The sequence below is a fragment of the Myxococcus sp. CA039A genome (assembly GCF_013336645.1).
Lineage (GTDB): Bacteria > Myxococcota > Myxococcia > Myxococcales > Myxococcaceae > Myxococcus > Myxococcus llanfairpwllgwyngyllgogerychwyrndrobwllllantysiliogogogochensis.
On record NZ_JABUMQ010000062.1, the window covers coordinates 11,612 to 29,750 of the forward strand.

Here is an 18,139-nt window from a genome sequence, read left to right on the forward strand (position 1 = left end):
GCGGCGCAACGCCGCTCCCGCGCTCGAGGCGCTCAGGCTGATGCACTCCAGACCTCTCTCGGCTGCTCGCGCGTGAAGCGCGTCTCATCGTGTCTTCCGTCGCACCTGCCCTTTTGGCCGCTGCGTGAGCGGCCGAGCCGTGAATGGGGGTTTACACCAAGGCTGACGCCGCGTCGATGTAGCCTTCAGCCGAAAGCTTCTCCAGGCGCGTGAAATACGCGGTCCGCGCCTCCGTGTCCGTGTCGAACCAGAGCCGCTGATGACGCGCCTCGCCAGTGCGAGGGCCCCATTCCACGGCGACGACCTGGCCGTCCAGTGACACGCGATACACCATCTCCTGTCCGCTCTCCGCGTCGCGCCGCACGTACGAGCGCGTCTCCGCGCGGATGAGCTTTCGCCCCTCGGGCGTCTTGCGCAGGGCCTCTTCCTCGGTGCGGCGGCGCGCGTAGGCCAGGCGCAGCGCGAGCTGGTGCTCGCAGGGGCCTTCGCGCATGCCGGAGCGGCGGAAGTGCGGACACCCGCAGGACGCGTCCTTCACGCGGCCTTCCAAATCCAACGTGAAGCTCGGGAAGAAGCTGCGCACCGCCTCGCGGTCCACGACCTCGCCGTGGATGCGGGTGCCCTCTCCGACGATGTCGTGAACCTTCGTCAGCTTCACCTCGCCCGCGCCCGGGCCGCCATCACCCAGCAGGCGGTGGGCCCGCGCCTCGCGCTCGCTGCCGAAGCGGATGACGGACTCGTCCACCGGCGTGGCCATCAGCTCGCGGGGACGGTACTGGCCCTTCGCGACGTCGAAGAGGATTCTGCCGCGCAGGCACTCCAGTTGGAGCGCGGCGCGCACGTGCTCCTTCGACGCGCCACCCGCCGCGGCGACGAGCGTGTCGAAGGGCAGGGGCCCGTCCGCGCGCAGCTTGCCGCGCAGCTTCTCCGCGAGCCCGTCCGGCACCGCGCGGGGCATGAGGACATCGAAGGCCGCCGCGGAGGACCAGCCGCTCTCCGTCCAGCCCGTGAGGCCCAACGTCAGGGTGGCCGCGCCCATGTCGATGACCCAGAACACCGGCAGCCCGGGGCCCATGAGCTGCAGGCGCACCGACTTCGCGTGGGGCAACAGTCGGGCGAGCGCCACCAGACGCTGACGGCCGAACGTCCGCACCACGGCGGGCGCGGTGCCCGTGTACGTGCCGCCATGGCACTCCAGCACCAGCTCCCACGGCTCCAGCACCAGACGCGGCGGGGCGCCGGGGACCAGTTCGAAGCGCAGCGCGCGCGGAGCCTTCTTCGCCTTGCGGGTGCGCAGCGCGAAGAGGAGGTTGTAGAGGTCGATGGGCGCCAGCACGCAGGAGTTCGCCGGTAGCGTGGCGGCGGACTGCACCTGGAGGAAGCCGCGCAGCCAGGCGTGAGGCACCTCCACGTTGCGAGGCTCGCGGGTTGCCTTCGCGGGCAGGGCGACGTGGGCCTCCAGCGACACGGGAAGGTAGGTGCGCAGCCGGTCCATCCGCGAGGAGAGGTTCGCGGGGACGTCCAGGAAGGTGGAGCCGTGCGCGGCCTCGCGGCCCTCGAAGAGGCTGTTGTCGAAGGACAGGCGCGCGTAGGCGCTCTCGTCGCGGGAGAAGACCTCCAGGGACACGCTGTCCGGGTCCACGGTGAGGACGGGGTCGAGCACCTCGTCCTGCTTCTCCTCACCGTCGAGCGCGTTGTCGAGGAACGCCTTCTGCGCCTCCCAGATTTGCGCGCTCGCCCGCTTCCCCTTCGACATGAGGTAGGCGAGGTACGCGGTGCGGTCCTTGCCCCGGTAGCGCAAGTCGCTGGAGAGGATGCCGAAGGCGGCGGTGAGCGCGTCGCGGAAGAGGGCGGGGTCCTTCAGCCGTCCACGCACGCCCACGGTGCCGCGTGAGCCCTCCAGGGCCAGCAGCACGCGGGAGGCGTCCGACGTGGACTCCACGTCGCTCGCGGTGGCGTAGCGAAGCTCGACGGGGTGTCGGGTGGCGGTCGTCACGACGGGGTTCCTTCCTTCCGGTTGCGCGCGCGCTCCACGGCGCGACGTGCACGTTTGTGGGCGCGCCACGCGGCCTTGCGCAGCTCCACGGACTGAGACTTGTCGAAGGCGGCCTCGTGCAGCAGCTTCGCCGCCTCTTCACCGCCGAGCCTACCCAGACCGGCCCACGCTTCCTGCTTCAATTCCGGCTTCGCATTCTCCGCCAGGGCCTTCAGCGGAGCGATGTTCCCGTGGGCCAGCAGCGCGGGCTCGGCGAGGCGACGGCCCTCGGACGTCGTGAATGCCTCCGCCGGCACCTTCGCGCCCGTGGGGCCCAGGGCCACCGGGTCGAAGGGCTTCACCTCCAGCGCCCACGCCGAGGCCTTCTCGGGCGCCAATCGCGCCAGCGCGTCCGCCGCCGCCGAGCGCACCTGCGCGTCCGGGTCCACCAGCGCGCCCTTCAGCGCCTCCGCCGACGCCGCGAGTTCCTTGGCGTTGGTCAGCACGGGACCGGTGTCCTGGCCCACGAGCTTGAGCGTCGCACCCGCCGTGCCCAGTCGCGACAACACGCGCGCCGCTTCCTGTCGCACGGTGGCGGGAGACGCCAACTCGCCACCCTGGAGGATGGCGCGCGCGGAGTCCGCGAGGCTGGCCGCGCCCAGTCGAGAGCCCGCCCACAAGAGCCGCTCCCACGCGGTGGCCAGTGCCTCGCGCTTCTTGCCCGGGGGCGAGGCCGTCCAGTCGGCCGCCGTCTTCCGCTCGGCCGACACCAGCGCGCGAGCCAGCGCCGCGACATCCACCTGACCGGCCTGCCGCGCCTCACCGGTCCACGTGCCCACCAGCAGCGCGGCTTCCTGACGCGCCTCCGGCTTGTCGTGGGCCAGCAGGGCCACCGTCTCCGTCACGGGCAGCGCGCCACGACGGGCGAGTCCCCGGCGCAGTCGCAGCCGCAGCTCCTCGTTGGTCAGCGTGGCCAGGCGGGGCACGAGCAGCACCGGGTCACCCTCGCGCGACAGGTACGCCGCGGCGGGCTCGGAGATGTCCTCGTTGATGCTGGCCACGGCGAGGAACTCGACGCGGGTGCGCTCCTTCGGGAAGAGCGCGTCCAGCGCCTTGCGCGCTTCCTGGCGCAGGTCGTCGTCGCCGTCGTCGAGGATGGTGGCCAGCGTGGCCTCCGCCTCCACGTCCTTGAGCTTGCCCAGCTCCTGCGCCGTGGTGATGCGCACCTCGTCGCGGGTGCCCGTGTCGAGCAGCAGCGCCTCCAGCTTCACGCGGGCGCGCTCGCCGCCGATGGCGCGCAGGCCCTTCACGCCCGCCTGCTGCAGCTCCGTGGTGGAGCCCTCCACCGCGGCGGCCTCCACCTTCTCCTCGACGCGACGGCGCTCCTCGCCCTCGGGCAGGCGACCGGCGAGGCGGCCCAGGCCCTCCAGCGCAGCCCACACCATGGACGGCTCCGTGGGAGCCTCGGGCGTGCCACCCGCGGCCACCGTCTCCAGCTCGCTCAAGGCGCGCGGGTCGCCCAGCGTGCCCAGGGCGAGCAGGGCGCGCTCGCGCTGTCCATCCTCACCCGCGCGGGAGTACAGCAAGAGGGGCCGCAGCGCGCTGATGCCGCGCAGGTGCGCCACACCCTCGGCGGCAGGGAGCATCAGCTCACGCGCCCCACCGCGCAGCACGTCCTCCAGCGGACCCACGGGGACGCCGTGCTCGATGACGCGCTTGGAGTACAGCGCCACCGCCTCCGCGCGCACCGCCAGGTCCCGGTCCGAGAACAGGCCCACCAGCAGCTCGGACTGACCGGCCTCCGCGCCGTGCTCCAGCTCCTTCAGGGCCGCCAGTCGCACCGCCACGTCGTTGGACTTCACCGGCGAGCGGAGGAAGCGCACCGCGAGCGCCGCGTCCCGCTTCTTCACGTCCGTGCCCGCGATGTTCATCGCGGCGGCGACACACGCGACGCGCACCGCGCTCGTGTCGTCCTCCGTGCTTCGTCGCGCGAGCACGTCCAGCGCCTCCGCGCGCTTCGTCTGTCCGAGCGCGGCCACCAGTCGCAGCCGCTCGTTCGCCTCCGTGGCGACGGCCACGCGCGCGGCCAGGGCACTCACCGCGGAGGGCGTGGCCAGCCGGGCCAGCGCCTCCGAGGCGCGCTTCGCCACGGCGGACGTCTCCGAGCGCAGGAAGGAGGCCAGCACCTCCACCGCCCGGTCATCTCCGCGCCACGCCAGGAGCTCCGAGGCGCGCAGGCGCAGGTCCTCGTGCTCGCTGGCCATGGCCCGACCGAGCGCCTCGGTGACGCGCGAGTCGTTGGCACCGGCCAGCCGCTCAATCACTCCCACGCGCAGGTCCGCGTGCTCGCTGCCGAGCGCGGCCAGCAGCGGCTCCAGGCTTCCGGCCGGGCTGAGCTTCTCCAGCAGCTCGAAGGCGTAGCGACGCACGTCCGCCAGCGGCGAGTTGAGCGCGGCGGTGATGCGCGGCTTCGCGGCGTCACCGCGCTCCGCCAGTTCGTCCAGCGCGGCGCGAGCCACGTCCGGCGCCAGCGACGCGAGGGCCAACGACAACGGCTCATCGCTGCCCGCGGGGAACAGCTCCTTGAGGCCGGTGAGGGCCGCCTTGCGCACCAGTTGGTGCGGATCTTCCAGCGCGCGCAGCAGCGCGGCGACGGCGGCGGGAGTCCCGGCGAAGCCCTCCAGCGTGAGCTTCACCACGCGGTCCACGGCATCGCGGCGGACGCGGTGGCTCTCATCGTCACCCGCGGACACCTGTCGCAGCAGGCCCACGTACGCGCCGAAGGCGAGCCGGCGCAGGTGCTGTCGCTCCGCGCTGGCGCTGGCCTCGGGCGAAGTGCCCGGCGTCCCCGGCTTCACCGCCGAGAAGAGCCGCCGCAGCCAGCTCTTGGCGGGCGTGGCCTGCACGGGCGAGGTGCCAGGGGCCGTCTCCGGCTTCCATGGGGCCTCCAGCGTGCGCGGGCGGGCGACCTTCTGGGCCTCGCGGAAGTAGTCGAGCGGCTTGTTGCGCAGCAGCAGCACCTGGGCCGCCGCGTAGCGCTGCTCGGGCTGCTCGCTGGAGAGGGCCTCGGCGAGTCCCACCATGCGCCGGGCACGCTCGTCCTCGGCGGGCCACTCCTTCATGTCGCCGACCTTCTCCGGGCGCGGCGGCAACAGGCCCTCGACGAGGTTTGTGCGGTAGGCGTCCGTCTCCGTGCGCAGCTCCAGCGCGCGGGCCGCCGCGTAGCGCACCTCCGGCCTGCCGCTGGACAGGGCGCTGGCGAGCAGGTCGGGCGGCTCGCCCCGACGGCTGGCGCGCAAGTCACGGGCGAGGACGATGGCGAACACCATCTCCTGCACCTCGCGGGCGCGGTCTTCCAGGCCGTGCAAGAGGCCACCGTCGCCCTCGGGGCCCAGGGCCGCGAAGGAGAGGATGGCGCCCAGGCGGATGGGCAGGTGGTCATTGCGCAGGTTGCCGGTGAGCACGGGCAGCGCGCGCACGTCACCCAGGCGCGACAGGCCGTCCGCGCCCCACGAGCGCACCGCCACGTTGGCGTGGCCCAGCGTGTCCAGCAGGTAGCCCTCGTCGCCCCGACGGCCCGCGGTGGCGAGGCCGCGCGCGCCCTGCTCCTGGAGGTCGCCCAGCTCGCTGGGCACCAGCACGGTGGCGAAGAACGACAGCAGCCGCCGCGAGCCCAGCGACGCCAGCGCGCGAGCGGCGCGGATGCGCAGCGGGATGAGGTACGCCGGAGTGTAGAGCCGCTCCAGGTCCTTGTCGGTGATGAGCCCGCGCATCGGCTCGATGATGTCCTCGGCGCCGCGCGGGGCGAGCAGCTCCGCGGCCCTCACGCGCACCTGCAGCTCTCCGGCGGCGATGCCCGCGAGCAGCGGCCCGTTCTCCCCGGGCACCAGCTTGTCCAGCGCCTCCAGCGCGGCGACGGCCACGACGACTTCCTCGTCCTGCACGCGCTTGAGCAGCGGCGAGCGCAGCGTCTCCACCGGGGCATGCACGGAGCCCTTGGCGCCCAGCACGCGCACCGACGGATGCGTGGACGCGAGGGCCGCCAGGTGCGGCTCCGGCTTCTCCTTGCCGACCAGCTTCACCCACGCCTCGTACGCGGCGGTGGCCACGCCCGCGTCGCGGTCCTCCACGGACTTCTTCAGGCGCTCCTGCGCCCAGCCCTCGGTGCCGCGCTGCGAGAGGACCTCCACCGCGCGGTTACGCAGGTCCGGGAAGCGGCCGGCGAGCGCGCGGTCCAACGCCTTCTCCGGCACCTTCTCGTTCCACGCCCACAGCGTGCGGAACGCCTCGCCGCGCACCTTGGCGGACTCGTCCTCCAGCGCGTCGCCGAGCAGCGGCTCCGCGCCCTGCGTCGCCGCGCCCAGCTTCACCAGCCGGTCCAGGCCGCGCACGCGCACGTCCTCGTGGCCGGAGCGCAGCGCCGCCTCGGCGGAGGACAGGGGCGCCTCCACGTCCAGCGTCACCACCGCGTCCAGCGCGGCGGCGCGCACGTCCGCGTCCTCGTCGTCCAGCATCCACACCAGTCGCTCGCGGGCGCGGGCATCCTGGAGCGCCTGGAGGGCGGCGGCGGCCTGACGGCGGATGGGGGCTTCCGGCTCGCGGGAGAGCTGGAGCAGCGCGCCCAGCGCCCGCGCGTCACCCAGTTGCGCGAGGCCGCGAGCACCGCGCACGGCGGTGTCCGGCGTGCGGCAGGCCATGGCGGCCAGCAGCGGCTCCAAGTCACTCTCCGCCAGCGCGCCACTGACGGCGCCCTGCGCGGGCATGGTGTCGCGAGCGGCCTGGAGGTCCGCGTCAGTGATGGCCAGGGCGGCGCCGCTCGGGCCGCGCGTGCGCGCGACCAGTCGTCGGGCCACGTCCTTGACGGAGCGGGCGAAGTCCTCGTCGCGGGCTTCCAGGGCGTGGGCCAGGGCCCGGCGCTCCATCACGCGGATGGTGAAGGCCACGCGGCGCACGTCAGCGTCCGCGTCGTCCAGCGCCCGAGCCACCAGCGGCTGGAGCTGCGCATGACCCAACAGACCCGCTCCGGCGGCGCGGATGAGCACCTCCACGCGGAGGCGCGCGGGGCCGCGCTCGAAGGCGGTGCGCAGGGGCTCGGTGTCACCGCCCGGCGTCACCTCGCAGAGCGCGTCCAGCGCGGCCAGACCCACCGCGGCCTCGGTCTCGCTCAGCTTGCCGGCGATGAGGCCGGGCACCAGCGGGGACGTGCCCCCCAGCTTCGCGAGCCGGCGCAGACCCGCCACGCGCATGTCCACGAAGCGCGAATCCAGCGCGGCGCGGGGCGCGGCCAGGGGCGACTCCGTCTCCAGCACGTCGAGCGCCTTGAGGGCCTCTTCACGCACCTGGGGATGGTCGTCGTTGAGCCGCTCGCGCAGCTTGGGGCGCGCGGCGGTGCGGCCTCTGGCGGCCAGCTCGCGGGCGGCGAGGCGACGCACCTCCGCCTCCTTGTCCGAGCCGAGCACCTGGAGCACGAACTCCAAGGCCTCCGGCTCTTCCAGCGCGGCGGCCTCGCGCACGGCGGCCTCGCGCTTGGGACGGCCCGCCTTCACCGACTCCGTGAGGAGGTCCAGGCCGTGCTGCGAGATGTCCTGGTCATTGCCCGGCTTGCCGTCCAGTTCGATGCCGAAGCGCAGCACGCGCCGGTCGTCGCTCGCGGTGAAGACGGAGCCGAGCGCCGTGCGCGCCGCGCGCGGGTTCGCGGGCGGCAGGAAGACCAGCGCGTTCGTGGGCTTGCTGCCGCAGTCGAACGTGCGCGGCTTGCGGCGCTCGTCCAGCCGCCACGCCTTCACCTTGCCATCGCTGCCCGCGGACCAGACGCGGTCCGACGGCTCCTCGTCATCCTTCGCGGCGGGCGTGGGCGGGAAGAGCAGGGCGAGCACGGAGCCGGCATGGCCGGAGTCCTTGTCGCCGCGCACCTCGAACTCCACCGCGCCCACCAGGTACCAGAGGCGCAGCTTGCCGTCGTCGCCGCCGGACACGAGCCGACCGTCGCGAGGCGTGAAGGCCAGCGCGCGCACCGCGCCCTCATGGCCCACCATGTCCCGGCGCTCACCGGAGGCGCGCGTGAAGGAGCGCACCACGCCGTCGTCACCCGCGGTCGCGACATACGTCCCGGACGGGTCCACCGCCACGGCGCGCAGCGACTGGGGCGACGCCTTCCACTCGTGCAGCTTGCGCGTGGAGTCCCACTCCCAGCCGCGCACGATGCCGTCCGCGCCCGCGCTGAAGAGGACCTTGCCGTCCGGGCTGGAGGCGAGCGCGGTGACACCGCCGGGGTGCGCGCCCTCGAGCTGCCACTGCACGTTGCCGTCGGCGTGGGTGCCGAAGCGCAGCGTGCCGTCCGCGCAGGCGGCGGCGAAGCGCTCGCCCGACAGGGCCAGGGCATTCACCGCGGAGGGGAGCTCGGTGCTCCACAGCACCTTGTTGGTGCCCGGCTCGTACGCGGTGACGCGGCTGGAGACGGAAGCGCGAGCGCCGCCGAGCAGCAGCACCCGGGGGCTGGCCGCGAGGGCCCGGAGCTTCTCGATGTTGCCGATGGAAAGGACGGACATGGTGTTCTTTCGAAACTCGTTGGAGGCGAGTGACGCGAGGCTCAGAGGCCCCCGAGCTGCGCGCTCGGATGCGCCGTGCGCAGCTGGACCAGGGATGCGAGACAGCTCTGCCATTCACCCTTCGCCATCGAGCCGGTGAACTCCCCCAGCACGGGCGACACGACGCGGGCGAAGTTCTCGTCATCCAGGCCCAGGTCCCTCACCAGCTCAATCACGCGGCGCTTGGCGACGCTGGCCGACAGGCGCTTCTGCACTTCGCCCTCGCGCGCTTCCTTCGCCCGGCCCGGAGGCAGACCGAAGAGCATCTTGCGCAGGAAGTCCCGCAGCGCCGCGACGTCCGCGAACCTCTCGCCGCCACCCGCCGACGGAGCCTCCTTCGCGCCCGCCGGCTTCCAGCCCTCCGGCAGATGCGTGGGACGGTGCTTCTCCCAGAGCAGACGCACCGCGAACAGGCCCACTTCACGGTCCGCGCTCTGCATCAGCCACGCGAGCCGCTCCGCGCCGCCCAGCCGCGCGTAGTGCCGGCGGATGAGCTCCACGGCGACCTCGCGCGTGCTGCGCTTGGTGCTCTCCGTGAGGGAGAAGACCTTCACGGCGTCCAGCTCCTCCGGGTGCAGCACGTAGCGAGCGTCCGCGCCGTCCTCGCCCGCGCGCAACAGCGCGTCATAGGCCAGGTTGCGAATCTCCTTCGCCTCGGCCTCGGCCAGCTCGTACACGCGCGTGTGCCAGCCCCAGGCGCGCAGCTCCGCGCGGGTGATGGCCAGGGCGAAGCGGCGCACGTCGTCGCGCGCGTCGAACAGCGCGGGCCACAGCTTCTCAGGCGTGTACGCCTTGCGAGGCGCCTTCGGCTTGAGCTCGTACGACTTCGACTCCGGCTGCTCCGGGCCGATGACGGGGTGGTGGCAGCGCAGGTACGTCTGGGCGAACGTGCGCACGGGCACCGGCTGCCTGGCCCCCAGCGCCAGCTCGAACAGGCGCTCCAGGCCCGCCGCCGCGTCACCCGTGTCGCTGAAGTCCGCCGGCACCACGTACTCCAGCAGGTAGCGGTGGGCGAAGTCGTGCAGCGTCGGGTCCGCCCGGCGCGCCAGCGCCAGCAGCCAGGGCACCGTGAGCTGCCGCGCGGTGAACAGCTTGCGGTTGCCCAGGATGGCCAGCGCCACTTCCCGGTGCTTCGCGCTGAAGACCAGCCCCTTCACCTTCTCCACGTCCAGCCCGGGCAGGCTGTCCGCGCGCTTCAGCCACGTCGCCATCTGGTCGCCGAAGTTCGGGTTCGCCGCCTTGTCCAGCATCCACTCCGGACCGATGACCGCGGGCGTGTAGGCCGACAGCGCCTTCACCACCAACCCCTCCACCGGGTAGCGCTTCTTCTTCAGGCGCGGGTCCTCGAGCAGCTCCTTCCAGAAGGCCACCGGCATCTCGCCAGCGGCGTACTTGGAGGAGACGAAGCCCTTGGCCCAGTTGAGCTGCTCGGAGGTGCCCAGGTACATGTCCCGCAGGAAGCCCGACGTCAGCTCCGCCCGGTCGAACGACTGCTCCAGGGACTTGGCCGCGAAGGCCGCCGTGGACTTGTACGACAACAGCCGCCCCAGCAGCTCCAGCCCCAGCTCGCGCGGGTTGCGCTTCTCCAGCACCGCCGCGGCGAACGACTTCACGTCGCTTTCGCCCTGGGCCACCAGCTCCGCCAGCCGGTCCGCCGCCAGGTCCTGCGCGTGCGCCCGCGCGTACTCAATCGCGTACGTGCGCGCCTTGCCACTGGGAGACAAGAGCAACGCGAGCACCGCTTCGTGCAGGCCCAGCGCGCGCAGCTTGCCCTGGTGGAACTCCGGCGAGCCCTGCAGCGTCTCCACGAGGAAGTCGTGCGCGCTGCCCAGCGGCCGGCGAGCGAGCCTGTCCAACCAGGCGGGCGTCACCTTGCGCAGCGCCTCCGGGAAGTCCTTGCGCAGGCCCTGGATGGCGAAGCGGGCGGCCGGGTCCGACAGACACGTGTCCAACAGCCGCATCAGCGCGTCCGGCGAGCGCTTCCACGCGTCGGGGAACGCGCGGTTCTTCAGCGTGTCGTTCGGCGGCTGGATGGGGAAGGCGCTGGCGGTGTAGTTGCCGCTTTCAGTGGCCCAGATGTGGTGGGCCACCCAGACGGAGTGCCAGGACGTGTCCTCGTCGTAGTGACGCAGCACCTCCACGGCGAACTGCGGGTACAGCTCCGGGACGGCGGCGCCCAGGTGGCGCAGGTAGCGCCACGCGCGGCGGCGCAGGTACTGGAGCGTGCCGCCGGAGACCTCGTGCCGGTACGACTGGCGGCGCTCCACGTCGAAGCGCCAGGCGAGCACGCCGAACAGCTCCGCGTCGTGGTTGGCCTCGGCCAGCTTGTAGATGCGCTTGAGGCCGCCCCACAGGCCGAATTTCAAGTCTGCCTTGCGCGCCAGCTCCAGGATGATGGCGCGCGAGGCGTCGGTGTTCTTCGCGTAGAGCGAGACGAGCAGATCCGCCAGCGCGAGCCGCGCGGGCTGGGGCACGTCCTTCTGCGCCTTGAAGCGCTGCCACGCCTCGGAGGAGGCCTCGCGGCGGCTCTCGGAGCTGTACCGGGCCTGTGCCTGGGAGAGCGAGCGCAGCAGCTTCTCGAAGGTGAAGGCGTCCTTGGGCGGGGCCTTGCCTTCCTCGGGCTCCGGCTCCGACTGCTCGAGGAGGGCGAGCACGGCATCGGCCAGGTCCGGCGACTCCGCCTGGGCCAACCGCTCGAGGTCTGCTGCGTTCAGCGCATCGCTCGTCGACATGGGCCTGGGGACTTACCACAAGCCGACTGCCTGGACAGCGGGGGAGCGATGGGGTCCGGGAGTTCTCGGTTTCGGCTGTTCCGCGAGGCCACCCCGAGCCTGGCGCCCGGCTACGAGCCCAGGTCCACGCCCCCGCCGGAGCTGTTCTTCCGGTTGTCGAAGTACGTCAGGTCCACGAGCAGCGCGGCGGCCAGCACCATTTGACGCAGCCTGCCGTCGTTGCACGCGGGCTGGAAGTCCAGGCTGAAGTTGTCCGCGTCGCTGAAGGTCTCCTGCAAAAGTCCGCTCCACCTCTTGCGGATGACGGCGACCTCTTCACCCCGCTGGAGGATGCGGAACGTCCAGGGTTTGAAGAAGGGCCCCTCCACGGTGGCCATCACCACGCCCGCGGGCGAGAGGATGTCGAACCGGCGGCTGAAGAAGCGGAAGCGCTGGACGATGGTGCCCATGGGCCGGTCGTCCCACGCCATCACCTCCGCTCGCGCGAAGAAGATGTGCCAGGGCAGCTCCACCGCCAGGGCCAGCGTGCCGCCCACCGTCATGCACTCCAGCCGCGCGCGGTAGAAGGGCCAGAAGTTGCGCAGGAGCTGTGACGCCCAGCCATCGCCCGTCTCGCCCACGTACACGGTGTTGCGGCCCTCCGCGTCGCAGACCTCGTAGCGGTTCTTCCCCTCCCAGCCGATGAGGATTTCGAGCGCCTCCCGGAACTGGCGCATGCGCACCTGGGCCGCCGTCAGCACGGCCTCCAACGACAGGCGCAGCTCCACGCTCATGTAGCGCGGGTCTCCCGGAGGGCCCTTTCCGGCGAGCATCTCCTGGGGCGGGTCTTCCTGGGGAACACCCTGCTCGTCGGCCTTGGGACGCGGCGCGCGCGCGCCCCAGTCCAGCTCCAGCTCCGCGTCGTTTCCCGCCCAAGGCTTGTTGCCCATGTCGCGGAGCCTTAAGTGGCGCCCTCGCGGGATGCAAACGGGGCGCTTCGGACCTCAGGGGTCGCTGCTCGACAGGGGAAGCCAGGTGGGCTGGATGTCCGGCGTGATGACCCCCTGCGCGGGGAGGTCCACCTCCGCGCGGTGTATCACCCAGTGCGGCGTCACGTGGTTCCTGCCCATCAGGACGTAGGTGTAGCGGCCCGCGGGCAGGTGCTCGAACGTGGAGGTGGTGTCCGACGCGGTGGGAATCCCCAGCGTCTCCGCGAGGTGCTCCAGCTCTTCCCACGTGCTTGGGGCCAGCACGGTGCCGGCGAACAGGTGGTAGCGGATGACCGTCACGGCATGCGTCGGGTTCGTGGCGAGGGGCGAAGGTCGCAGCTTCAGCGTGGCGCCGCCGTCCAGCTCCTGGAGGTGGAGCACCTTGCGCTCGCCTGGCCCCAGCTTCACGCGCAGGGGCATGAAGCGGACGGTGTCTCCCTGCTGCGTCGTCGTCTCCCGGGCGATGAGGGTGTATTCCCCGGGCGCCAGTCCCGTTGCGTGGAAGTCGCCGCTGTCCTCCTCCAACATGACGGCCTCCGCGCCAGCCGGAGACAGGGGATGCAGGTAGAGGAAGGTGCTCACGGGTCGGCCCTCGCGGTCCTTCACCGTGCCATCCAGCCGGGCGCCCGTGGACACGCGCAGCTCCAGCGTCGTCTCTCCCGGGCCCACCTGCCGGCTCAGTGGCAGGTAGTCCGGATGGGAGGCCTCCAGGCGGAAGGATGCGCCCGACTCCATGGGAGGCAGCTCGAAGGCGCCATCGGCGGCGGTGCGCGCGTGCGCCAGGGATTGCTCCTCTGGGGCCTCCTCCCCCGCGGACGGGGTGAGGGGGAGGTACGCCTGCACTTCCACGCCGACCACCGGCGCGGACGTCGCCGCGTCCAGCACCCGGCCGCGCAGCCGACGCCCCGCCTTGAGGACCACGTCACCCAGGTCCGTGTCCTGGCCCGGCTCCACGTGGACCTCCCGCAGCACGCGCGCGAGGCCCGGCGCCTCCAGCGTCAACCACGTGCGGCCCGGCTCCTCCACGTGGATGTGGAAGGTGCCGTCCGGCTCGCGAAAGAACTCCTCGTTGACCTCGAAGCGGGTGATGGGCGTGCGGTCCTCGCGCACCAGCCGGCCCCGGATGCCCCCCTGATAGCGCAGCACCAGCTTCACGTTCGTCGACCCGGCCGCCGCGATGACCTGGGGAGTTCGCGAGCGGGCCGACTCGTCTCCCTGGAGCGGCTCCGCTATCAGCTGATAGCCCTCCTTCCTGACGCTGAGCCTGCACGGGGTCGGCGACAGGTATTCGAGCGTGAAGCGGCCCTGCACATCCGTGATGGCGCTGGAGGCGTCATGGAAGGGAGAGCGGCCGTGGTGGAAGAATCGCGGGCGAGCGCCATCCTCGCTGGGGACGTAGGCGTGAATCTCCGCGCCGGGCATCGGCTTGCCGGCTTCGTCCACGACGAGCCCTGACAGCGACAGCCCCGGCTCCAGGCGCAGCGTCACCGTCTTCGTCTCCGCGCCCACGAGCACGACGGAGAGCGAGGCGCGGGGCGGGCCGCCCCGGTTGCGGATGGCGCGGAGGGAGTACCGGCCCGGAGCGATTCCCCGCAGGCTGAAGGCGCCGCGCGCGTCGGTCACGGCCTCGGTGGTGCCGGCGGAGTCCTTGCCGTCTTCCACCAGGGAGACCTGGATGGCGGGCAGCGGAGCGCCGTCGGTGGTCTCCACGGTGCCCTCCACGCTCGCGCCGCGTTTCATGACCAGGCGCACGTCCTGGGAGGGCACCTGGGCCTGCTGCCACTCCGTGTCCAGGAAGCCCAGGGCCTGCGCCTTGAGGCGGTGGAGTCCCGGCTCGGCCAGGTTGTGCACGAAGCGCCCATTCTCGTCAGTCGACGTGTAGACGCTCTCCGCGTTGTTGAAGGGGTCGTCCACGTCCCCTGCCTCGAAGGAGGCGGGCGTGCCGTCGCGCCGGAGCTTCGAGTCGTGGCGCGACGGCATGGCGATGACCTCCGCCTCCGTCAGCGGGTTGCCCTCCGTGTCGGTGACGAGCCCCTCCATGACGAACGCGCGCTTCAGGGTGAAGTCCAGGGGCGCCGGCGTCGCCGTCACCACCACGTCGCTCACCGAGAGGAACTGGTGGCCCACGGCGGACACCGTGAAGTCGTTGTGGCCCAGCGTCGCCGAGTTGAACACGAAGCGCCCATCCGCCTCCGTCGTGACATCGGTGCTCGTGGACACGTCGCCGTGGGTGTTCAGCGTCACCAGCGCGTCCGGGATGGGCTGTCCCGCCTCGTCGCGCACCTGGCCCACCACCTTGACGACGGTGCCCAGATGCAGCGTCACCTCCACGTCGGCCTGCTCCTCCGCGAGCGTGGTCTCCGTCTCTCCCTGCTGGTCGCCCCGCCGAGCCCGCAGCACGTAGCTGCCCGGCGCCATGTCCTCCAGGATGAAGCGCCCGTCCGCGTCCGTGATGGAGGTGAGGGGGTCCTCGGCGTCGCTCTCGGGCTCGTAGTCGGAATCGTGGGCGCGGACCTGGACCCCCGGGACGGGACGTTCGTCCAGGAGCACCTGACCCAGGATGCGCCGGGGCCGGTGCAGCACCAGGTCCTCGGCCGAAAGCTCCTCCGGAACGAGGTTCGTCTGGTGCGCGGTCAAGAACCCCGGACTGGAGACGACCAGCGCGTAGTCGCCCTCGGGCAGCGGTCCGATGCGGAAGCGGCCCTCCGAGTCGGTGCGGGTCTCGAAGTAACGCGAGTGCTCGGCGTGGAACAGCGTCACGCTGGCATCCACCACGGGCCTCACGGCCTCGTCCACGACGCGGCTGGAGAACACGGCGCTCGGCTGGAGGACCAACTCCACGTCCTGCGCGTGGGTCTCCACGTCCAGCTCCAGCGCGGAGCCCTGGGGCCCCACGGCCCACAGCGCGACGCTGCCCTCGGGCAGTCCCTCCAGCACGAAGGTGCCGTCCTGGGCCGTGGTGGCGCGCGTCAGCAGGGGGGCCGTGCCCCGGCCTTCGTCGATGAGTCCTCGCAAGTCATGCAGGGCCCTCGGGTCATCGCAGGCGGAGGAGGACAGGGGCGTCTCGACATCCTTGCCGCAGGGGAGGCCGGACAGGGACTCGCCGGGCAGGGCCCGCGACGCGGAGACCTCCACCCCCTGGGCGGGCGCTCCGTCCTCGGTGAGCACGCGGCCTCGGAGGGACAGCGAGCCGCGCGGCGGAGGCGTGGGTTCGCTGGGGCCGGGCAGCTCCCGGGAGGAGGGCTTGGAGACGGTGGGCGTGGCGTCGCCGTCGTCGGGGGCGCGGAAGGTGACGACGGCGATGACCGAACTCAGGCCAATCACCCCGAGCATGAGCGCCACCACGGCTGGCCTTCGCATGGTCCCCTCCCGTCGGGGGCCCACGCTAGCAGGGCGTTCGGGGCGAAGTCGCCGGGGGCTCAGGCGCGGGCGGGGAGCGACTCCAGGCGGGCCTTCTCCGCGACGATGAGGTCCCGGACGTGGTCGCGCAGGACGGCGACGTCGTCGAAGCCACTGACGTCCACCGGGGGCATGACCTGGACGTGGCAGTGGGCGGAGGTCTGCATCACCAGTCCATGCTTGGGCAGCACGCGCGCCGTGCCGGTGAGGACGATGGGGATGATGGGGCAGCGCATCTTCAGGGCGAGCGCGAAGGCGCCATCCTTGAAGGGCTTGAGCTGGCCGTCCGCGGAGCGCGTGCCCTCCGGAAACATGAGGATGGGGACGCCGCGCTCCAGCCAGCGCTCACTCAGCCGCATCATCTTGATGATGCTCGGCTTGTCGCCGCGCACGAGGGGCACGTAGCGGTTGAGGCTCATGTTCCAGCCGATGAGCGGCAGCCGGAAGTTGGCCTGCTTGGAGACCCACTTGAAGGGGCGGTACAGGCCGAAGAGGACGAGGATGTCGCCGAGCGACTCGTGGTTGGACACGAGCACGGCGGGCCCGTGCCACGGCAGGTGCTCGCGGCCGTCCACCCGCAGGTGCCACAGCGGGTTGACGTAGAAATACAGCTGCGCCCAGAAGCACGAGTACAGGTGCAGCACCCGGCCGTTGCGGTCGAACGGCGTGGTGACAGCCCACACCACGATGGCACCCAGGAAGAGCACCAGGCTGGAGAGCGCGAGGAACGTCCAGAAGAGGATGGAGAACAGGAGTCGAATGGCGCCCGCAGTGTGCCACAGGCCCGCGAGCGGAGGGCAAGGGAGTTGGGCGAGGTGTCACGCCCGCACGTGGATGGCCACTGGCGCGGCGGGGAGCGGCAGGTGCGTCGGAAAATCAGAAGCGAGCTGATACTCCGATGACGCCAGTCGTGGCAGCACGACGAGCCGCGTGGCTTCGAGCGCCACCAGGGGCAGCGGCCGCTCCACTTCCAGGAACAGGACGCCTCGCGCCGTCAGCCGGGGTGGCGCGTGGGTCAACTCCACCGCGCCCGCCACCATGAACAGATGGGAGCCCGGCGCCATCAGCAGCTCCTGTCCTGGCGCGAGGACATGCTCCTCTCCGCGCAGCAGCCACGCGCGTCGCTCCTTCCGGGCCAGGTGCGCATAGCGGCGCTGCCCCCGCAGCATGTCGTCGAAGAGGCGCTCCGCCAGGGTGCCCCAGACCTTCCTGCTCAGGCCCGCGTCCTGCTCCAACAGCAGACGCAGCGCGGCGCCCGGAATCCGCACCACGGTGGAGGTCGCCGCCGTGCGCACCGTCGCCGAGCGCCGACCTCCCACGAGCGTGGAGAGCTCCCCGAACACCGTGCCGCTGCCGAGCTGATTCACCAGGTCTTCATCGGTGCCGTTCCGGGCGAGCACGTACGCCGCGCCCCGTGCGAGCAGGTACAGCTCGTCGCTCACTTCTCCCTGGCGGAAGACATCGTGGCCCGCGGGCAGCTCCTGTATCTGGGCCCGAGCGGCGAGCGCCTTCAGTGCGCGCGTGTCGAAGTGGGCGAACAGCGGCGACGACTTGAGCTGCCGCGCCACCTTCCCGCGCAGCAGGCGGGAGCCTCCTGGCAGCCGGTACGCCCACTTCATCGCCGTTTCCATGGGCTTGCGCAGGCCGCGCCCGCACATGACGCGCAGCACACCGACGATGTTGGCCCGAGTCACCGGAGCGAGCGTCAGCAGCCCGTGCCCCTGCGCGTAGCCGGGGTTGGCTTCGATGAAGTAGCGCGCGGAGAGCTTGTCGCACTGTCGCCAGTAGTCGCGCTCCACCTCGGAGTCGCGGGTGCACCAGCCCACCTGTCGCAAGAGCGGGTTCGTCGGGTCCACGCGGGCGAGCCCGAACTCCGAGCCGAGCTCGTCGAGGAAGGCGCGCAGTGGGGAGGGAATGGGCTGCTCGCGGCGAGGCCACAGCTCGGTGCAGTACTTGGCGAACAGGGCGTAGCTGGAGGGGTGGACCAGCGCGCCCAGGTAGTACGCGGGGCGGCCCGGGTGACGCAGCAGATACTTCAGCATGTGGAACAGCCCGAAGCGCGTGTTGGTGTTGCCGCCCCGGTACGCGCGCAGCGAGCCGGCTTCCGCGCGGAACACCGCCGTCGTCACGCCGCCCAGCTGCTTTTCGAAGACGTGCAACGCGAAGTAGCCGACGAGCGCGCCCTCCTCGTTGCGGTGGAGCTGAATCCAGGTGTGCTCGGCGGTGGATTCCACCACGTACCTGGCGAAGCCCTCTTTCGTGACGCCCTCGAAGATTTCTTGATGCACGGCGTAGAGCGCGTCCGTCAGGTGTCGTCGCTGCTCGGCGGACAGGGACTGGGGGATGACGACCTCGGTGCTCGCAATGCGGGACATGGTGGAGCGGTTCTCCGTTCTTCTGGCAGCGGGCCTGCGCGGCGCCGTTGCCAAGTAAGTCCGGACATGACGAGCGAGGATGCCCACCAGGGGTGGATGCCGA

General features: G+C 71.9%; 7 protein-coding genes. All 7 read right to left on the reverse strand.

Annotated features, from left to right (window positions below; translation table 11 throughout):
- Positions 1-151: 151 nt before the first annotated feature.
- Complete coding sequence (locus HR086_RS13140) at positions 152-1,996, reverse strand: SWIM zinc finger family protein (RefSeq protein ID WP_174455981.1); 1,845 nt, start codon at positions 1,994-1,996, stop codon at positions 152-154.
- Positions 1,993-8,523 (reverse strand): HEAT repeat domain-containing protein, encoded by a 6,531-nt coding sequence (locus HR086_RS13145; protein ID WP_174465789.1) that lies wholly within the window; start codon positions 8,521-8,523, stop codon positions 1,993-1,995. Before HR086_RS13145 ends, HR086_RS13140 begins: the two co-directional genes overlap by 4 nt.
- Before the next feature lie 41 nt (positions 8,524-8,564).
- Positions 8,565-11,294 (reverse strand): hypothetical protein, encoded by a 2,730-nt coding sequence (locus HR086_RS13150; protein WP_174465790.1) that lies wholly within the window; start codon positions 11,292-11,294, stop codon positions 8,565-8,567.
- 110 nt (positions 11,295-11,404) lie between these two features.
- Positions 11,405-12,223 carry a phospholipid scramblase-related protein gene (locus HR086_RS13155; RefSeq protein ID WP_174465791.1) on the reverse strand — a complete coding sequence of 273 codons (819 nt, stop codon included), beginning with the start codon at positions 12,221-12,223 and terminating at the stop codon, positions 11,405-11,407.
- 54 nt (positions 12,224-12,277) lie between these two features.
- Positions 12,278-15,622, reverse strand: a complete 3,345-nt coding sequence (locus HR086_RS13160) for a carboxypeptidase-like regulatory domain-containing protein (protein ID WP_174465792.1) — start codon at positions 15,620-15,622, stop codon at positions 12,278-12,280.
- A gap of 59 nt (positions 15,623-15,681) precedes the next feature.
- Positions 15,682-16,368 (reverse strand): 1-acyl-sn-glycerol-3-phosphate acyltransferase, encoded by a 687-nt coding sequence (locus HR086_RS13165; RefSeq protein WP_141644511.1) that lies wholly within the window; start codon positions 16,366-16,368, stop codon positions 15,682-15,684.
- A gap of 111 nt (positions 16,369-16,479) precedes the next feature.
- Entirely contained in the window at positions 16,480-18,036 is a 1,557-nt protein-coding gene (locus HR086_RS13170) for a cyclic nucleotide-binding domain-containing protein (protein WP_174460266.1), read from the reverse strand.
- Positions 18,037-18,139 lie beyond the last annotated feature (103 nt).